At 63.9% G+C, this 17,119-nt stretch carries 16 protein-coding genes and 2 pseudogenes; 10 read left to right on the forward strand and 8 right to left on the reverse strand.

Going from position 1 to position 17,119, the window contains the following annotated elements; genetic code table 11:
• Nucleotides 1–36: 36 nt before the first annotated feature.
• From C7446_RS09275 to C7446_RS09290, 4 genes are read right to left on the reverse strand one after another with little or no spacing between them, the layout of a single operon-like run.
• Nucleotides 37–933: an amidohydrolase family protein gene (locus C7446_RS09275; protein WP_121172831.1), complete on the reverse strand. Its 897-nt coding sequence runs from the start codon at nt 931–933 to the stop codon at nt 37–39.
• Entirely contained in the window at nt 920–1,273 is a 354-nt protein-coding gene (locus tag C7446_RS09280; protein WP_211327923.1) for an L-rhamnose mutarotase, read from the reverse strand. Before C7446_RS09280 ends, C7446_RS09275 begins: the two co-directional genes overlap by 14 nt.
• Nucleotides 1,274–1,313: 40 nt before the next feature.
• Nucleotides 1,314–2,498, reverse strand: a complete 1,185-nt coding sequence (rhmD, locus tag C7446_RS09285) for an L-rhamnonate dehydratase (RefSeq protein WP_121172832.1) — start codon at nt 2,496–2,498, stop codon at nt 1,314–1,316.
• 30 nt (nt 2,499–2,528) lie between these two features.
• Nucleotides 2,529–2,723, reverse strand: coding sequence for a hypothetical protein (locus tag C7446_RS09290; RefSeq protein WP_121172833.1), 195 nt, complete (start codon nt 2,721–2,723; stop codon nt 2,529–2,531).
• A 213-nt stretch (nt 2,724–2,936) separates the two neighbouring features.
• On the opposite strand from C7446_RS09290, the gene C7446_RS16580 reads away from it, so the two are divergent.
• The 7 genes and pseudogenes from C7446_RS16580 (at nt 2,937) to C7446_RS09320 (ending at nt 10,354) form a co-directional block, all read left to right on the forward strand.
• A complete protein-coding gene (locus tag C7446_RS16580; protein ID WP_211327924.1) occupies nt 2,937–3,188 on the forward strand; it encodes a helix-turn-helix domain-containing protein in 252 nt (83 codons plus the stop codon).
• Nucleotides 3,189–3,211: 23 nt separating this feature from the next.
• A complete protein-coding gene (locus tag C7446_RS09295) occupies nt 3,212–3,946 on the forward strand; it encodes a LysR substrate-binding domain-containing protein (protein ID WP_211327925.1) in 735 nt (244 codons plus the stop codon).
• A gap of 182 nt (nt 3,947–4,128) precedes the next feature.
• The gene (locus C7446_RS09300) at nt 4,129–5,634 is read left to right on the forward strand and encodes an FAD-dependent oxidoreductase (protein ID WP_211327926.1); all 1,506 of its coding nucleotides are present in this window, start codon (nt 4,129–4,131) and stop codon (nt 5,632–5,634) included.
• 252 nt (nt 5,635–5,886) lie between these two features.
• The gene (locus C7446_RS09305) at nt 5,887–6,963 is read left to right on the forward strand and encodes a glycosyltransferase family 2 protein (RefSeq protein ID WP_121172835.1); all 1,077 of its coding nucleotides are present in this window, start codon (nt 5,887–5,889) and stop codon (nt 6,961–6,963) included.
• A 293-nt stretch (nt 6,964–7,256) separates the two neighbouring features.
• Nucleotides 7,257–8,333, forward strand: a complete 1,077-nt coding sequence (rfbB, locus tag C7446_RS09310; protein WP_121173035.1) for a dTDP-glucose 4,6-dehydratase — start codon at nt 7,257–7,259, stop codon at nt 8,331–8,333.
• Nucleotides 8,333–9,200, forward strand: a pseudogene (locus tag C7446_RS09315) (sugar nucleotidyltransferase). Before rfbB ends, C7446_RS09315 begins: the two are co-directional and overlap by 1 nt.
• Nucleotides 9,197–10,354 carry a DegT/DnrJ/EryC1/StrS family aminotransferase gene (locus tag C7446_RS09320; RefSeq protein ID WP_121172836.1) on the forward strand — a complete coding sequence of 386 codons (1,158 nt, stop codon included), beginning with the start codon at nt 9,197–9,199 and terminating at the stop codon, nt 10,352–10,354. Before C7446_RS09315 ends, C7446_RS09320 begins: the two are co-directional and overlap by 4 nt.
• 39 nt (nt 10,355–10,393) lie before the next feature.
• Here the strand turns inward: C7446_RS09320 and C7446_RS09325 are convergent, their stop codons facing one another.
• Entirely contained in the window at nt 10,394–11,689 is a 1,296-nt protein-coding gene (locus C7446_RS09325; protein WP_121172837.1) for an MFS transporter, read from the reverse strand.
• Between the two features lie 281 nt (nt 11,690–11,970).
• Here C7446_RS09325 and C7446_RS09330 point away from each other — a divergent pair, with 281 nt between their 5' ends.
• Complete coding sequence (locus C7446_RS09330; RefSeq protein ID WP_170150044.1) at nt 11,971–13,101, forward strand: glycosyltransferase family 2 protein; 1,131 nt, start codon at nt 11,971–11,973, stop codon at nt 13,099–13,101.
• On the opposite strand, the gene C7446_RS09335 is transcribed toward C7446_RS09330, so the two are convergent.
• On the reverse strand, nt 13,001–13,639 hold the full coding sequence (locus C7446_RS09335) for an NAD(P)H-dependent oxidoreductase (RefSeq protein ID WP_121172839.1): 639 nt from the start codon (nt 13,637–13,639) through the stop codon (nt 13,001–13,003). The genes C7446_RS09330 and C7446_RS09335 overlap by 101 nt on opposite strands.
• Before the next feature lie 117 nt (nt 13,640–13,756).
• Between C7446_RS09335 and C7446_RS09340 the strand changes: the two genes are divergently transcribed.
• Both C7446_RS09340 and C7446_RS16675 read left to right on the forward strand, forming a co-directional pair.
• Complete coding sequence (locus C7446_RS09340) at nt 13,757–14,650, forward strand: LysR family transcriptional regulator (RefSeq protein ID WP_121172840.1); 894 nt, start codon at nt 13,757–13,759, stop codon at nt 14,648–14,650.
• 68 nt (nt 14,651–14,718) lie between these two features.
• On the forward strand, nt 14,719–15,660 hold the full coding sequence (locus C7446_RS16675) for a 2-hydroxyacid dehydrogenase (RefSeq protein ID WP_121172841.1): 942 nt from the start codon (nt 14,719–14,721) through the stop codon (nt 15,658–15,660).
• A gap of 104 nt (nt 15,661–15,764) precedes the next feature.
• On the opposite strand, the pseudogene murI reads toward C7446_RS16675, so the two are convergent.
• A pseudogene (murI, locus tag C7446_RS16680) lies at nt 15,765–16,532 on the reverse strand (glutamate racemase); the annotation flags it as partial.
• A gap of 135 nt (nt 16,533–16,667) precedes the next feature.
• Nucleotides 16,668–17,045, reverse strand: coding sequence for a DUF6979 family protein (locus C7446_RS09355; RefSeq protein ID WP_121172843.1), 378 nt, complete (start codon nt 17,043–17,045; stop codon nt 16,668–16,670).
• Nucleotides 17,046–17,119: the final 74 nt, after the last annotated feature.

The raw sequence follows: 17,119 nt of genomic DNA on the forward strand, positions 1-17,119 counted from the left end.
CAGACTCCCGCCGCTCGAATGAATGACGCCGGCGTGTCATGCCGACAGCCGGTAGTAGCGTCGCGCGTTGCCGGCGAACAGCGCACGCTGCTCGTCGAGGCTCGCGCCCGCCACGATCTGCTGCCACGCCGCCATCAGCGTGGCGTAATCGCTGAACAGGCCGTCGATGGGGAAGTTCGAACCGAACAGGCAGCGCTCGCTGCCGAAGGCATCGAGCGCCTCCAGGATCTGCGGTCGCAGACTCTCCACTGTCCAGCGATGATCCAGCATCGCAAGGCCACTCAGCTTGATCGCCACATTGGGACACGCCGCCAGCCGGCGCAGGCCATCACGCCATGCCCGCCAGCCGGCCAGGGTTCGATCCACCCACATCCCGGCATGATTGAGCAGCAGGGTTGTGTCGGGCTGCGCCCGGGCCAGCTCGGCCGCCTCGCGCATCTGGTCGGGATAGAGCTGCAGCTCGAAGGACAGCCCGTATTCGGCGAGCAGCGCAAACCCCCGGCGCCAGGCCGGCTCACGCATGTAGTGGCGGCCGACATAGTCGTAGGCCGGATCGGCGTGCACATTGAGAATCTGGCGCACCCCGCGAATCCGCGCCGAGGCCGCCAGCTGGGCTTCGAGCTGCGCACGGGCATCCGGCGCGGCGAGATCGACAGCTACCATCAGCGCCAGCGGCAGGTCATCAGCGTCAGCCTCCGCCTCCAGCCACTGCGTCTCCGCCAGTGCGTCGGTGGCATTGGCTTCGATGTTGATCGCACCGGCCAGCTCGAGCCCGGTACAGTCGGCGGCCTCGCGTTTCAGATCGGCCAGCCGGTGATCCCCCGCCAGGCCGCGGGCATCGCCCAGCATGCCCGCGCGCGGCGGCTGCTCGAAGTGCGGATAGAGGCCGGTGGCCAGCGACCAGAGATGCACATGGGCGTCAATCAGTTCCATGAGTCCCTCCCGTGCCGGTGGGATGGTCGGCCAGGCTGAACATCGGCACCAGCTCGACCTCGACCGGCGCACTGTCATTCCGGGTGACCATCAGATCGGCCATCATGCTCCACCAGCGCTGCATTACCGGCAGCTCGGGCAGGCGTTCGAGAGCGTGCTCATCCCGGTGGGTCATGACCGCGAACAGCGCCAGGCTCTCCTCGTCGAGAAAGATGCGATAGTCCTCGACCCCGGCATCACGCAGGGCCGCAACCAGCTCCGGCCAGATGGCATCGTGACGCCGGCGATACTCCTCGGCACAGCCGGGATACAGGGTCATGCGAAAGGCTCGGGTCGGCATGAGGGCGCCTCCGGGGTCGTGGGGCCGCGATCCGGGTCGATCAGTGGGTAAAGGGCCGTGCCAGCTCGCAGTCGGGGTTGAGACGCACCCCGAAGCCGGGCCGGTCGAGCTGGGAGACGGACATCCGGCCGTTTTCCGGCACCGGCTCATCCAGCAGCAGCGGGCTGAACATCGGCACCACCCGATCGGCCTTGGGCGCCATCATCAGAAATTCCGAGAACGGGCTGTTGTGGCGCGTGACCACGAAGTGGTAGCTGTAGACCGACGAGCCGTGCGGGATGACATACCGGCCGTGGGCATCGGCCAGCGCCGAGATCTTGAGCAGCTCGGTAATGCCGCCGCACCAGCCCACATCCGGCTGGATCACGTCGCAGCACTCCATTTCCAGCAGCATGCGAAAGCCCCAGCGGGTGGCCTCGTGCTCACCGGTGTTGACCCACATCCCGGTGGGCACGTTGCGCCGCAGCTCGGCATAGCCCCAGTAGTCGTCCGGCGGCAGGGCCTCCTCGATCCACTTGAGATCGAACTCGCGGGCGCGCTGCGCAAGCCGGGTGGCGTAACTGACATCCAGACTCATCCAGCAGTCCCACATCAGCCAGAAGTCGCTGCCCACGGCCTCGCGCATCTTCGCCAGATGCGCCAGATTGCGCTCCATGCCGTCGTCGCCCTCGGCGGGGCCGTGAACCAGCGGCATCTTGCCACCGAGAAAGCCCATGTCCCTGGCCAGGTCGGGGCGCGCGCCGGTGGCATAGAAGCTCAGCTCATCGCGCACCGGCCCGCCGAGCAGCTGGTGCACCGGCTCGTCGCGCAGCTTGCCGAGCAGATCCCACATCGCCAGATCGACCCCGGAGATGACGTTGAGCACGATGCCCTTGCGCCCGTAGAAGAGCGTGGCATTGAACATCTGGTCCCACAGCTTCTCGACATCGCTGGCGCGGGTGCCCTCGATGAAGCGGGCGAGATGGTTCTCCACGATCCAGGCCCCGAGCTCACCGGCGGTCGTGACGCCAAAACCGACGGTACCGTCAGTGGCCTCGACCTCGACCACCAGGGTCCCCAGCACGTTGAGCCCGAAGTTGCGCCGGTGCGGGCGATACTCGGGATACTTGCCCATCGGCGTGGCGATCTGACCATCGATCCAGTGATCCTCGCCCTGGTCGTGATAGTCGGCGCCGCCGCCGCGCACGGTATAGGCCCGCACTTCACGAATGGTTGGCATGCTCATGAGGCTACTCCTTGCAGGAATCGGCAGAAATCAGGAACGTACCGGCGCCGGTGACCGGTCCGTCGCGCCGGTGGCTCGCGGGTCGGTGCCGCCGCCGCTCAGGCCGAGCCGGCCGAGGCTCAGCAGCAGGAACGGCATCAGTCGTCGGATCAGTCGACCGATCAACGCTCCGCTGACTTCCGATTCACTCTCTCGGGCGATACCCGGACCGTTTTGGCTGGCCATGATCACGACGCTCCCGCGATGAGCCGGTCAGGCGATGCCTGTGACCCTGCTTCAGTCATTTCAGAGGCTTGGCTGACAATGCGCTCAGGATGGGGAGCCAGGTTCGCGGCAGACCAATCAAATATTCGGGCTTTCTGATACCTTTTTGTTATCGGATAAAAAAGCCACCGTGAGTCAGTGGTCTACAGGCATCCTTCGAGTGGGAGGCGCGTCATGGAACGACCAAAGGATAAGAGCAGTGAACTGCCGCAGCGGCGTGACGAGCAGGCCCGGGAGCGACTGCACCAGCTGATTACCCGGCTGCGCTACAAGCATCTGCGGCTGCTGCTGACACTGGCCGAGTGCGGCAATCTGCACCGCACCGCCGAGCGCATGGCGATGTCCCAGCCGGCAGCGACGCGCATGCTGGCGGAGATCGAAAACGCCTTCGACTGCCGATTGTTCGAACGCCACCCCCGGGGGTAGCGCCCACCCCGCTGGGCGAGGAGGTGCTGATCTTCGCGCGCAGCGCGCTGACGCGGCTGGATCGCTGCGCCGAACTGGTGGAGCGCTCCCGGCTGGGCGGTCAGGGCACGCTCGCCATCGGCGCGATCATGGGCGCGGCACCTGATCTGGTGGCGCAGGCCATCATCGATCTCAAGCGACAGCAGCCGCTGCTGCAGATTCGGCTGATGGGCGAGACCAGTGATCAGCTGATGGAGTGGCTGGAGCACTCCCGGATCGATCTGGCGGTGGCGCGCTTCGCCTCGCCACTGCAGCACAACCGCTTCGAATTCGAGGCACTGGGCAACGAAACCCTGCTGACGGTGGTGCGACGCGATCATCCGCTGATCGATACCATGGCGGCCCAGGACCCGCCCGAGCTGAGCGAGCTGCTGGAGCAGTGGCCGTGGATCATGCAGCCGATCGCAAGCCCCGCCCGGCAGACACTGGAGCACGAATTCGAACGGCTCGGCCTGTGTTCACCGCGCGATACCATCGAGTGCGACTCCATCTTTGCCGCACTGCAGCTCGTTCAGCGCAGCGATGCGGTACTGGCCATGGCAGAAAGCGTGGTCCGCGACCATCTGCAGAGCGATCTGATCCGGGCGCTGCCGATCCGCATCGGCACGACGCTGGCCCCCTACGGTCTGCTGACCCGCCGCGGCGAACCCATTAGTGCGGCCGCACTGGCCTTCCGCGAGCAGCTGCGCCAGCGCGCGCAGGCACTGCCACCGCTGTAGGCAGTGGTTTCGAAACGCCCGACCATGCCGACATGACCCTCTTCACTCGAACTTAAGGGAATGTCCATATCGGCAAAGTAAGTACTTAAGACCCAACCAAGAATGGCGGTGAGCACCGTATCAGCAGGAAACACAGCACTCACCACCATCACCAACACCAACACCAACAAATGGGTCTCGTCATGCCTGATTACATGCGCCAGTGGTTCCCGCATACCATCGCCCGCCCCACCCCCGCTCCGATTACTCACGGCCATGCCAGTCCACCGTCCGCTTCGACACTTCACCAGCCCACCCCTGCGCCAGCCGGCCGCGGGGATGACCGCATTCATTCGGTCGTGGTGATCGGTGGTGGGCCCGCCGGCACCGCACTGCTGACCGCCGCCACCAAACGCAATCGGCTGCCCGAACTGGCCCGTTCGGGTCTGGTCGTGGTAGAGCGCGACGACGCCATTGGCGGCGGCCGGCTGGGCAACTACGCCATCACCTCCGACAGTACGGCGGCCACCTTTCTCAGCGCCGTCAGGGACAACGTGCACCCCGAGCTGGCGGCACTGATGGAGCATCCCAGCGGCCGGCAGATCGCGCGTTACAGCGATGCACTCGGCGTGCCGCTGGCCGAGACCGGCCCCTTCCTGCGCGAAACCGGCCGGCAGCTGCATCGGCTGGTGGAAACCCACGGCGGCAGCGTGCTGACCGGCCATGAAGCGGTCTCGGCCCGGCAACAGACGGATGGCCTGTGGCACGTCCGCCTGCGCTGCCGGGCGGATGGTAGCGAGCGTACGCTGCTCAGCCGCAGTGTGGTCATCGCTACCGGCGGTCATCAGCCACCACAGCGGCTGGCCGAGGAGCGCTTTGCCGGTGTCTCGCTCATGGAGCGGGTCAGCGATCGCCTGATCCAGTCCGACGAGGTGGTGGAACTCGGCGGCGTCGAGCGGCTGCGGCAACGCCTGTCGCACTGCCGCGCCCCCCGGATTGCCATTCTGGGCGGTTCCACCAGTGCCCTGAGCACCGCCGCCCTGCTGCTCAAGGCCTCGCCCTCGCTGCCGCTGGGCGCCAATGCCATTACCCTGCTCCATCGCCGCCCGCTGCGCCCCTTCTACCCCTCCGCCGAGGCGGCGCATGCCGAAGGCTTTACCGATTTCGGCAGCGAGGACATCTGTCCGGTCAGCGGCTTCGTCTACCGTCTCGCCGGCCTGAGACTGGAATCACGCGAACTGCTGCTGCGCATGCTGAGCCTCGACGGGCGAGCGCCCGACCCGCGCCTGCGCCTGCATCGGATGAACGACCGGCATGACCCGGCAGCGCTTGAACTCCTGGATCAGGCCGATGTGGTAATTGCCGCGCTCGGTTACCGACCGCACGCCCTGCCGCTGTTCGACGCCTCGAACAATCCGCTGGCACTGGCCGCGCAGGGCCCCGGCCGCCCGGCCATGGTCGATCGACAGTGCCGGGTCATGGCGACCGATGGTCAGCCGATCCGCAATCTCTACGGTATCGGCCTGGCCGCCGGCTTCGTGCCCAGCGGCGAACTGGGCGGCGAACCCAGCTTTGCCGGTCAGGCCAACGGTCTCTGGCTGTGGCAGAACGACGTGGGCATGCTCATCGTGGAGAGCGTCCTCCAGGCTACCGCCAGCGCCAATGAGAGCGCGTCATGCACACAGGGACACGCCACCGGCATGAAATGACCCGTCCGGCATCTGACGTTTCGGGTCGGCGGCAAGGCGCCACCGACCCGGCGGGCTCCGACCCTGCATTCAAATATTAATCCCGTTTAAAATAAACATTAGCAACCGAACATTAATTCAAAAAAAGCGCTGCATTTTATTAATCCAGTTTAAATATATAAACATCCATTAACATAAATGCACGTCCCGGCACAGCGGGAAACCTGAAGACACCAATAATGGCGCTTACCACAGAACAAGGGGACGGGGCACATGAGCACGCCTTCAGGGGAAAATACGCCCTGGCTGACCGTCGGCATTGCGGCCTATAACAGTGCTGCCTATATTCGCCGGGCGATCAATTCGGTCGTCCGACAGACGGATAGCCGGGTCGAGGTCATCATTGTCAATGACGGTTCCAGGGACAACACCCTGGCACGCATTCATGACCTGCTGGCCAGTTACAATGAACCGACCCGTCAGCGCATTACCCTGATTGATCAGGACAATGCGGGCGTTGCCGCGGTTCGCAACATCGCCATCGACCGGTCCCGTGCCCCCTATATCACTTTCCTCGACGGCGACGACTACTGGCTGGATCACTACTACGACAGCGTGCTGTCACTGATCGGAGATCCGGCACAGGCCGAGTTTGACCTGCTGGAATATAACGTGCTGGAAGACCGGCGCCTGCTCGAACCGGACCAGAAGGCAGGCAGATTCGTCAGGTTCAACCCGCTGGGCAACTACCGGGGCGAGCTCTCTACGGAGCATCTCAAGAGCATCTTTACCGCCTCCAAGTGGTATGTCTGGACCCGAATCTATCGGAAATCACTGTTTGACGGCCTGCGCTTCCCCCGGGAACTGCACTACGAGGACATGATGCTGGTGCCGCAGCTCTACCTGCGTGCCCGCACCATCATTGCGACCGAAGACCCGCTGATTGCCTACCGGATCAATCTTGGCGGCCAGGTCTGCAATCCGGCGCAGCGTGATATCGATGATGTCTCCAGGATCATCGACATTCACCTGAATATCGCGCGGAAAAGTTCCGGCCATGCCCGTGACCTGATGGTGTTGCTGGCCTGTCAGAGCGCGCTCTATTTCAAGATCATGACCAATATCAGACTGGGCTATATCGGCTCTCTCGGCCCCATAAGAAGACGTCTTGCCACCATCCAGCCCATGCTGGCCAGCAGGATCAAGCTGCCGATGAAGACTCGTTTGCTGTTCATGTCGCCGCTGGCATCGAATCTCTATACCTGGCTGAAGACACGCCCCCAGGCCCTGAAAAAGCTCGGAAAACTGCCTGAACCGGGAAAAACCACTGCCGCCCGGCAGCATATCTGACTGCTCAAGCGACTGATCAAACGTCCTCGCCCGCATCGCTCATCCACTTCGTGGATGAGCTTTTTTGTTACATGATCTCAAAATAAAAGAATTAATTCATGCACCATCACTCTTTTGACATGCTCCGAGGAGTGAACTGTCATCAAAACAAAATCGCTCCAGGAGTTAGTTAATACTTTATTACAGAACATTATAAACCAGCATCAATGCAACCATTACAGCACAATAAATCGTTACCCTTTTCGTTAGATTCAGCCCCAGGACCTCCTTGAAAAAAAACATGAGGTGTCGTGGTGAAAACGATCATTGTGACAGGAGGTGCGGGATTCATCGGGTCCGCACTGGTGCGCCATCTTGTCAGGAACACGGCCAACCGGGTCGTGAACATCGACAGGCTGACCTATGCCGGCAACCTCGAATCGCTGCGCAGTATCGCCGGCAGCAGTCGCCATCATTTCGAGCAGCAGGACATTCGTGACCGGGCTGCAATGGCAACCATTTTCGAAAAATACCGTCCTGATGCCATCATGCATCTGGCGGCCGAGTCTCATGTCGATCGCTCCATCGACAACTCGGCAGAATTCATGACAACCAACATCATGGGCACCCATACCCTGCTTGAGGTGGCACGCCAGTACTGGCAGAAGCTGTCCGGTGAAAGGCGATCGGCGTTCCGCTTCCACCATATATCGACCGATGAAGTCTATGGCGATCTGGGAGATACCCCGGGCGGCTTTCAGGAAACCACGCCCTATGCGCCCAGCTCACCCTATGCCGCCAGCAAGGCCGGATCGGATCATCTGGTACGGGCATGGCATCGCACCTACGGCCTGCCGGTGGTACTGACCAACTGCTCCAACAATTACGGCCCCTGTCATTTTCCCGAGAAGCTGATCCCGCTGACCATTCTCAACGCGCTCGAGGGCAAGCTGCTCCCGGTCTATGGCCAGGGCAACCAGATCCGTGACTGGCTGTTCGTCGAGGATCATGCCCGCGCACTGATGCAGGTCGTGGAAAAGGGTCGGGTGGGAGAGACCTACAACATCGGCGGTAACAACGAAAAAAGAAACATCGAGGTCGTACACGGCATCTGCGACATCCTGGAAGACATTGCGCCGATTCGGCCGGCCGGTGTCGAGCGGTTCCGGGAGCTGATCACCCATGTCAATGACCGACCCGGTCACGACACCCGCTACGCCATTGATGCCCGCAAGATTCGCCGGGAACTGGGCTGGACGCCGCAGGAGACCTTCGAAAGCGGGCTGCTGAAGACAGTGCAGTGGTACATCGCCAATGGGCAGTGGTGTCAATCGGCACAGAGCGGCAAATACAACCGTGAACGACTGGGTCTGATAGAGGAGCATTCATGATGAAAGGCATCATTCTTGCAGGTGGCAGCGGTACACGCCTTTATCCCCTGACCCTGGCGACGTCCAAGCAGCTGCTGGCGGTGCACGACAAGCCGATGATCTACTATCCGCTGTCGGTACTGATGCTGGCCGGCATCCGCGACATCCTGATCATCACCACCGAACGCGACCAGAGCAACTTTCATCATTGGCCGGGAGTTCATCGGCAATGACAGTGTCTGCCTGATTCTCGGCGACAACATCTTCTACGGCCACGGCCTGCGGCCGAAGCTGATCCGCGCCTCGGGACGCGACCACGGCGCCACCATCTTCGGCTATCAGGTCCAGGATCCGGAGCGCTTCGGCGTGGTCGAGTTCGACCGCCAGCAGCGTGCCATCTCGCTGGAGGAAAAACCCGCTCACCCGAGGTCCAACTACGCCGTCACCGGGCTCTACTTCTACGACAACGACGTGGTCGAGATCGCCCGCAACGTGCGCCCGTCACACCGCGGTGAGCTGGAGATCACCAGCGTCAATCAGGCCTATCTGGAGCGGGGCGATCTCAGCGTCGAACTGCTGGGCCGGGGCTACACCTGGCTGGATACCGGCACGCACGAGTCGCTGCTGGAAGCCTCCATGTTCGTGGAAACCCTGGAGAAGAACCAGGGCTACAAGATTGCCTGTCTGGAAGAGATCGCCTGGCGCAACCGCTGGATCGGCGACGATCATCTGCTCGATATCGGCCACTCCCTGAAGAAGAACAACTACGGCCGCTATCTGCTGGATATCTTCGACAATCGTGCCATGGAGGGGGATTCGCTGGAGATCCAGGTGCCGTTCACTCCGGCAACACAGGCCACCCATCACGCCGTGGAGGGTTCGCCATGATTCCGGTAACCCGCCCTTTCATGCCGCCCGAGGCCGATTACATTGCGCGTATCGGCGACATCTATCGCGCCGGACAGTGGACCAATCACGGCCCCCAGGTGCGGGAGTTCGAGCAGCGGATCACGGCCCTGACCGGCGTCCGCCACTTTCACTATATCGCCAATGGCACCATTGCCCTGCAGCTGGCGCTGAAGGCCCTGCCGCAGCAGGGGGAGGTCATCACCACCCCCTTCTCGTTCGTGGCCACCCTGAGCAGTATCGTCTGGGAGGGCTTCACGCCGCGCTTTGTCGATATCGATCCGGATACACTGAACATCGATGCCGGCAGGATCGAGGCGGCAATCACCGAACGTACCGTGGCCATTCTGGCGACCCATGTCTACGGCAATCCGTGTGACATTCATGCCATCCAGGCCATCGCCGACCGTCACGGATTGAAGGTCATCTACGATGCCGCGCACTGCTTCGGCACCCTCTATCAGGGGCGCAGCGTCTTCAACTACGGCGATATCAGCATTACCAGCTTTCACGCCACCAAGCTGTTCCACACCATCGAGGGGGGCGGCCTCTTCACCAATGACGCCGAACTCTCCGCCGCCCTGCGGGCGACCCGCGAGTTCGGTCAGGTGGGCCAGGAGGGTTACATGCTGGCCGGCATCAACGGCAAGAACTCCGAGGTGCATGCGGCCATGGGACTGACCATCCTGCCGTGGCTCGAGGCCATTCTGGCGCGCCGCAGTGCCATCGCCCGCGCCTATGACGAGCGGTTCGCCGGCAGCGGCCTGCAGCGGCCGGCGGTGATCCCGGGCACCCGCAGCAATCATGCCTACTACCCGATCCTGTTTGCCAGCGAGCAGCACCTGCTGGATGCCGTGGAGCGGCTGGCTGCCATCGAGGTGGTGCCGAGGCGCTACTTCGCCCCGAGTCTCAACACCCTGGCCTGGGTGCCCCATGCGTTCATGCCGGTCGCCGAGGATGTGGCCGCCCGGGTGCTGTGCCTGCCCAGCTATCATGAACTGGACGCGGAAAGCATCGACCGCATCGCCGATGCCGTGCTCGATGGCCTGCCTCGGTCGGCGAACCTTGCACCGGCGGCGATGCCGGCGATACACCACGCCGAGCTCACGCAGCAGGCGGTGGGCATGCGCCCCTGACGAAGCCGCCGGCCCGGCTCCGGGCCGGCGCCATGCGGCTCAGCGATCCTCGGCCTCGGGCGTGACAATCGGGTCCCGCACGATCCACAGATAGCAGATGGCGGCCCCGGCGGCGATGATGCCGCCGGAGATGAAGGCGAGCGACCACGAGCCCGTGGTATCGACAATCATTCCGGCCACCAGCGGTGAGAAGGCACCACCGAAATAGCCGCCGAAGTTCTGGATCGAGCCGACCGAGGCCACCATCGAGGGCGGCGCCACATCACCGGCCAGCGCCCAGGCACTGCCGGTGATCGCCGAAATGAAGGCCAGTGCGAGGGTCATCAGCGCAATGGTCATGGCCAGCGAGCCCATGAAGGGCAGCGCGATCACCGCCCCCGCAGCCACCAGGGCGCTGACGGCGATGATGTACTGACGCGCCTTCAGCGAAGGCAGCCCCTGCCGCTCCACCAGGCTTCGGGCCACGAAACCGCTGGCGATGTTGCCCAGCGCACCGCCGATCCACGGAATGGAGGAGTAGAACCCCATCTCGGTCAGGGTGATCTGCCAGCTGTCCTTCAGGTAGAGCGGCAAAAAGACCAGAAAGATGTTCCAGATCCAGATGGTGCAGAAATAGCCCAGAATCATGCCCCACACGCTGCGCTGGGCAAACAGGGCACGCCAGGGCATCGGCGAGCGCTGCATGACCTGCTCATGGCCACCGCCCCCGGATTCGATCCAGTCGAACTCTGCCTGCGGCAGCCGGGCATGCCGATCCGGATTGCGATAGAAGAGATAGAACACCAGCGCGAAGACGGCCCCGACCAGGCCGGTGAACAGGAACAGGCCTCGCCAGCCGAACCACGCCAGCACCCCCACCAGCACCGGCGGTGCCAGCGCCGGCCCCCATTTCGAGGCGCTGTCGAAGATGCCGGTGGCGATGCCCCGCTCCTGGCGCGGAAACCAGAACGAGGTCACCTTGGCCGCGGTCGGCCAGCAGGGCGCCTCGCCGAAGCCCAGCAGTACCCGCAGCAGCAGAAAGACCCACAGCGCACTGGCCAGCCCCATGCCCATGGTCGCCAGGCTCCAGGCCAGCAGGGCCAGCGCATACACCAGCCTTGCCCCGAAGCGGTCGGCAATCCAGCCGGCCGGCAGCTGGGCGACGGCATAACACCACGCGAACACCGTGCCCATCAGCCCGATGTCGGTATTGTCGAGCCCCAGCTCCGCAATCATGGCCGGTGCTGCAATCGACAGATTGGCGCGATCGATGTAGTTGATCATGCCGCCGACCAGCAGCCAGAGCACGATTCGATAGCGAACCTTCGAGGCCGGTGCCGCGCTTGCCTGGGTCATTTCGCCTCCCCGTTTCAGTGCAGTTCCTTTCCCTGCCACCCTGAAACGAGGCTGAAAAAGAGTCTCTACGACATTGGTCAGACCACCGAACCGGAGCGGCCCACCACATGCGCGGGCCATCAGTCCAGGCCCATGGAGGAGTACTACTACAACTTTCTCAAGGTATTGAAAACAAGGATAAAAATCAGCTTTCCCGGCGCAGCCCGACCGACATTTTCGGCATAGCAGCCCCTTGTCAAAGACCAATAATGGCGATGATTCCATGCGCCAGAGATCATGAGATGAACATCACCAGCGGAGCAGACGAAGCCTGGCTGACGGTCGGCATTGCCGCCTACAACAATGCCGATCACATCCGGGCGGCCATCGATTCGGTGGTGCGCCAGACCGATCACCGGGTCAGGATCATCGTGGTCAATGACGGTTCGAGCGACGAGACAGCACACCGCATCCAGTCGCTGATCACGGGCTATGCGCCCGCCACGCGCGAGCGCATCCTGGTCATCGATCAGCCCAATGCCGGCGTGGCGACGGTCCGCAACATGGCCATCGAGCGCGCCACCACCCCCTTTCTCACCTTTCTCGATGGCGATGACTACTGGCTCGAGCGCTACTACCCCCGGCTCGAAGCACTGATCGGCGATGTCGATGAGCTGATCACCGGCGACGTCGATCTCATCGAATTCAACGCCCTTGCCGACCCCGGACTGGTCGCCACCGAGGACTGGTCGGGCGACCGGCTGATGCGCTTCAACGCGCTGGGCAACTACCGTGGCCTGCTCACGCCGACGCAGCTGGAGCGGATCTTCACCGCCTCGGAGTGGTATGTCTGGACCCGCATCTATCGCACCCGGCTGTTCGACAACCTGCGCTTTCCGGTCAGCCTGCACTTCGAGGACATGATGCTGATCCCCCGGGTCTATCTGCGCGCCCGGGAGATCATTGCCACCGACGAAGCCCTGATCGCCTATCGCATCAACCCGCAGGGGCAGGCCCGCAATACCCGGCCGCGCGACCTGACCGACATCGGCCACATCATCGAACTGCACCTGGAGATCGCAGGCCAGGGGCCGGACTACCAGAACCGGCTGATGACCCTGCTGGCGTGTCAGGATGCGCTCTATTACAAGACGGTCGCCAACCGGCTCGAAGGCTATCTCGCCTCGCTGCCGAAGATCCGCCAGGTGGTCCGACAGCTGCGGCCACTGCGGGCGCGATACGCGCTGCCACTGCCCTCGAACACCCGGCTGCTGATGCTGTCGCCTCTGGCCTCCAATCTCTGCAGCTGGCTGCGCCGGCAGCGCCGGGGGTTCAGGCGCCGGTCTGCTGCGCCGCCGGCGTCTGCCGGCTCGTTCGAGCAGTGGTATCGCCTCGGGCGAAGAGCTCGCGCAGGTGAGCGCGATAGCGACTGACATGATGCTCGACTGCCGGCGCCTTGATCACGTCGGTGGCGAGAAAGGTGGGCAGCGCTTCGAGGCCGAGAAACTGCTGCGCCTTGTGAAACGGGAAGTAGACCGCATCCACGCCCCGGCCCTCGAAGAAGTTGCCGGGTTCGTCGAACGCCTCCTGCGGGGCGTTCCAGGTCAGCGACAGCATGTAGCGCCGGCCCTGCAGCAGTCCGCCGCTACCGTACTGCCGGCTCGGATCGTGGCGGCTGCGCCCATCGCTGGCGTAGAGCGTGCCGTGACCGGTGGTCAGCACCTCATCGAGATAGCGCTTGAGACTCCAGGGCACCCCCATCCACCAGCCCGGCATCTGATAGATGATGACCTCGGCGTGCACGAACTTTGCCACTTCCTCTTCGACCTCGTAACCGTCGTCCACGGTGGTGGTAGTCACCTCGTGGCCCAGCGCGGTCAGCTCCTCGCGGGCCGCTTCGTGCAGGGTGGTGTTGAGCCGGCCCCCGGAGTGGGCGAACGGGCGCTGGCCGTTGATCAAAAGAATCTTCAAGACGAACTCCTGTAGCAGTCGAGGCGGCCGCCGGCCGCAATGGGCAGGCAGCCTACCCGGCGTTTTATTGTCGAAAAATGCGATAAACTGCAAAAAACCCTTGATTGCCGATCAATAATGCGCAGCACCCTCGAAGAGCAGCAGGCCTTTGTCGCCGTGGTGGATGCCGGTTCGATCACTGCCGCCGCCGAACAGCTCGGCCAGACCACCTCGGGCGTGAGCCGCGCCCTCAATCGCCTGGAGCGCAAGCTCGCCACCACCCTGCTGCGGCGCACCACCCGCCGGCTGGAGCTGACCGAAGAGGGCCACGAGTTCCTCGATCACGCCCGCGCCATCCTCGCCGCAGTGGAAGCCGCCGAAGAAGCGATGGCGCTGCACCATCAGCAGCCGGTCGGGCGCCTGCGGGTCAACGCCGCCCCCACCTTCATGCAGCACGTGATGGTGCCGCTGATCGGCGAGTTCCGAAGGCGCTACCCGGGCATCACGCTCGAACTCGACACCCACGACCGCTTCATCGACCTGCTCGAGCAGCGCACCGATGTCGCCATCCGCATCGGCGAGCTCAGCGACTCCAGCCTGCACGCCCGCCCGCTGGGGCGCAGCCGCCTGCAACTGCTGGCCGCCCCCGGCTATCTGGCGCGTCATGGCACCCCGCAGGCGGTGGCCGAGCTGGAGCAGCACACCCTGCTGGGCTTCCACCAGCTCACCCATCTCAACCGCTGGCCGCTGGCGGATACGTTCGGCGGCGATCTGCAGGTCACCCCCGACCTGGCAGCCTCCAGTGCCACCACCCTGCGCAGCCTGGCGCTGACCGAACAGGGCATCGTCTGCCTGGGCGACTACACCACCGTGGCCGATCGCCGCGACGGTCATCTGATCCCGGTCCTCGAGACCCTGACCCAGCCGCGCTTTCAGGCGATCAATGCCGTCTACTACCGCAATACCGCGCTGGCCCAGCGCATCACCCTGCTGCTGGATTTCCTCGGCGAGCGGCTGCCGGCGCTGCTGTAATGCCCAATGCCTGGCCGAAAGCTGCCAGAATGACGTTGTGCCATCCCTTCTTCAGCCGGAGAACCACCATGCCGCTCGATCTGCTGCTCGTAACCCACATCTCCCGTCGCCACCGGGAGCAGCTGACGCAGGCAGGCTTTCGCGTGCACCGGGCCGAGCACGACGAACGGCGCCGCGAGGTGATCGCCGAACACGGCGACTCGATTCGTGCCGTGCTGACCATCGGCACCATCGGCTTTACCGCTGAAGAGATGGATGAACTGCCCCGGCTCGGCCTGATCTGCGCCCAGGGGGTGGGCTTCGAGGGCATCGACGTCGCCGCCGCCCGCGAACGCGGCATTGCCGTCACCCACGGCCCCGGCACCAATGCCGATACCGTCGCCGACCACACCCTGGGGCTGATGCTGGCCTGCCTGCGCCGCATTCCCCAGAGCGATGCCGCCGTACGCCGCGGCGAATGGCAGAACGCCCGGCGCAGCCACCCCGATCTGCACGGCAGGACGCTGGGGCTGCTGGGCATGGGCAACATCGCCCGGGCGATCGCCAAACGCGCCCACTACGGCTTCGACATGCCGGTGGTCTACCACAGCCGTTCACCAAAAACGGAGCTGCCGTATCACCATGAGCCCGAGGCACGGCGCGTGGCCGAACAGGCGGACGTGCTGGTCGCCGCCCTGCCCGGCGGCCCGCAGACCCATCATCTGGTCGATGAGGCAATGCTCACCGCCCTGGGTGCCAGCGGCGTGCTGATCAACATCGGCCGCGGCAGCGTGGTCGACACCGAGGCACTGGTGGCCGCCATCCGCGAACGGCGCATCGCCTCGGCCGGGCTGGATGTGATCGACGGCGAGCCCGAGGTGCCCGAGGACGTGCTCGCCGAAGAGTCGATCATTCTGACCCCGCACACCGCCGGCCTCTCGCCGAGCGCGCTGGAGGCCACCATCGCGCTGGTGATCCGCAACCTGCAGGCCTTCGAGGCCGGCGAGGCGCTGGTTACGCCGGTGCCCTGAGCCGCCGCTCGGTTCGCGAGGCGCGTATCGCTCAGGGCGAAGCCCCGCCGCTGCAGGAAGGGGATCAGCGCGCCGTTCTCCGCACGCTCGGCGGTAAAGCGGAAGCGATGCATCGGGACAGCCGCGCCCGGCGCGGCATCGACCGCCAGCAGCATCGCCAGCCGCCGCGCCACCGGCTCGGCGGTATCCACCAGTGCCACCGACGCCCCCAGCTGACCGCGAATGGCCCCGGCCAGCAGCGGATAGTGCGTACAGCCCAGCACCACGGTATCCAGCCCGGCCGCGCGCGCCTGCAGCAGGGGCGCCAGCTCACGGGTCAGCAGCGCCTCATCCGGCGGCCCATCGCGCATGGCCGTCTCGGCCAGCCCGGCCAGATGCTCGGCCCCCACACGAATCACCCGGCAGTGCGCGGCAAAGCGCTCGATCAGCGTATCGACATAAGGGCCCTGTGTTGTGCCGGGCGTGGCCAGCAGGCCAATCACCCCGCTGCGGCTTCGCTGCGCCGCGGTGCGAATGGCCGGCACCACCCCGATCACCGGGCACGCCACCCGCTCACGCAGTGCATCCAGCACCACCGTGCTGGCGGTATTGCAGGCGATCACGATCGCCCGGAGCGACTGCCCGGCCTGCACCCGCGCCACCAGTGAGAGGACCCGCTCGATCAGGGCATCACGCGATAACTCTCCATAAGGGAACCAGGCGTTGTCCGCGACATACAAAAGCGGCAGCGCCGGGCAACGCCGCTGAATGGCCTCGGCAATGGTCAGCCCACCCACGCCGGAATCGATCAGCAGCACCACGCCGGCCTGCCCCGGTTCACTGCTTGTCATCTCCGCGTTGGCCCTGTGTGGATTCACAAGAATTCGGGGCATTATCGCTCATCGGCATGCCAGTAACATGATCGAGCTCAATCTCTCGTCTCAAGGAGACCTGAAGCAGGGGCCGATTGATAAGCCAATCTGCCAGGGAGAGAAGAGCCCCGTGGCGATGCCAACCCAATGCTCTCGTTAATGCAGCAAGCCCTCGGACCAGAGCGCAATGACCACATCCATTTGTCCATTGTGCGCCTTGTGCTCGGGGCCACAGGCCCTGACCCACAAGGTACGCCTGTCATCGACAAGGCCATGGTCGCCCTTCAACAATCTGAACAGCTCAAGGGCATAGCGTTTGTTCCTTTTGGATGTGGTGTAACTGCCTGAAGGAATCCCCTGAATATGCCCCTCTTCCGCCAGGCCCAGAAACGCGCTCTTTGGACAACCTTTCTTGATGGCTGCCACACGATCGACAAACTCGTTTTCAGCGGCCCTCTGCCACGCATTGACCGGGTCGACCCCGGACTGGGCCATGTACACGGCTTCTGTAGCCACTTTCCCATATCGCCTCATTTTTTCTCCTTGTTCAGTTACCGGGCTACAACCTCCTTTGAAAGTTTTTTCAGAGTATGTTTACAACGCCTGGT

The sequence above is a fragment of the Kushneria sinocarnis genome (assembly GCF_003633775.1).
GTDB classification, from domain to species: Bacteria; Pseudomonadota; Gammaproteobacteria; order Pseudomonadales; family Halomonadaceae; genus Kushneria; species Kushneria sinocarnis.

What these genes read in the sequence shown, in the direction of transcription:
- C7446_RS09275 (WP_121172831.1), bottom strand. Translation starts at nt 933, where the DNA reads ATGGAACTGATTGACGCCCATGTGCATCTCTGGTCGCTGGCCACCGGC.
- C7446_RS09280 (WP_211327923.1), bottom strand. Translation starts at nt 1,273, where the DNA reads ATGCCGACCCGAGCCTTTCGCATGACCCTGTATCCCGGCTGTGCCGAG.
- rhmD (WP_121172832.1), bottom strand. Translation starts at nt 2,498, where the DNA reads ATGAGCATGCCAACCATTCGTGAAGTGCGGGCCTATACCGTGCGCGGC.
- C7446_RS09290 (WP_121172833.1), bottom strand. Translation starts at nt 2,723, where the DNA reads ATGGCCAGCCAAAACGGTCCGGGTATCGCCCGAGAGAGTGAATCGGAA.
- C7446_RS16580 (WP_211327924.1), top strand. Translation starts at nt 2,937, where the DNA reads ATGGAACGACCAAAGGATAAGAGCAGTGAACTGCCGCAGCGGCGTGAC.
- C7446_RS09300 (WP_211327926.1), top strand. Translation starts at nt 4,129, where the DNA reads ATGCCTGATTACATGCGCCAGTGGTTCCCGCATACCATCGCCCGCCCC.
- C7446_RS09305 (WP_121172835.1), top strand. Translation starts at nt 5,887, where the DNA reads ATGAGCACGCCTTCAGGGGAAAATACGCCCTGGCTGACCGTCGGCATT.
- C7446_RS09320 (WP_121172836.1), top strand. Translation starts at nt 9,197, where the DNA reads ATGATTCCGGTAACCCGCCCTTTCATGCCGCCCGAGGCCGATTACATT.
- C7446_RS09325 (WP_121172837.1), bottom strand. Translation starts at nt 11,689, where the DNA reads ATGACCCAGGCAAGCGCGGCACCGGCCTCGAAGGTTCGCTATCGAATC.
- C7446_RS09330 (WP_170150044.1), top strand. Translation starts at nt 11,971, where the DNA reads ATGAACATCACCAGCGGAGCAGACGAAGCCTGGCTGACGGTCGGCATT.
- C7446_RS09340 (WP_121172840.1), top strand. Translation starts at nt 13,757, where the DNA reads ATGCGCAGCACCCTCGAAGAGCAGCAGGCCTTTGTCGCCGTGGTGGAT.
- C7446_RS16675 (WP_121172841.1), top strand. Translation starts at nt 14,719, where the DNA reads ATGCCGCTCGATCTGCTGCTCGTAACCCACATCTCCCGTCGCCACCGG.
- C7446_RS09355 (WP_121172843.1), bottom strand. Translation starts at nt 17,045, where the DNA reads ATGAGGCGATATGGGAAAGTGGCTACAGAAGCCGTGTACATGGCCCAG.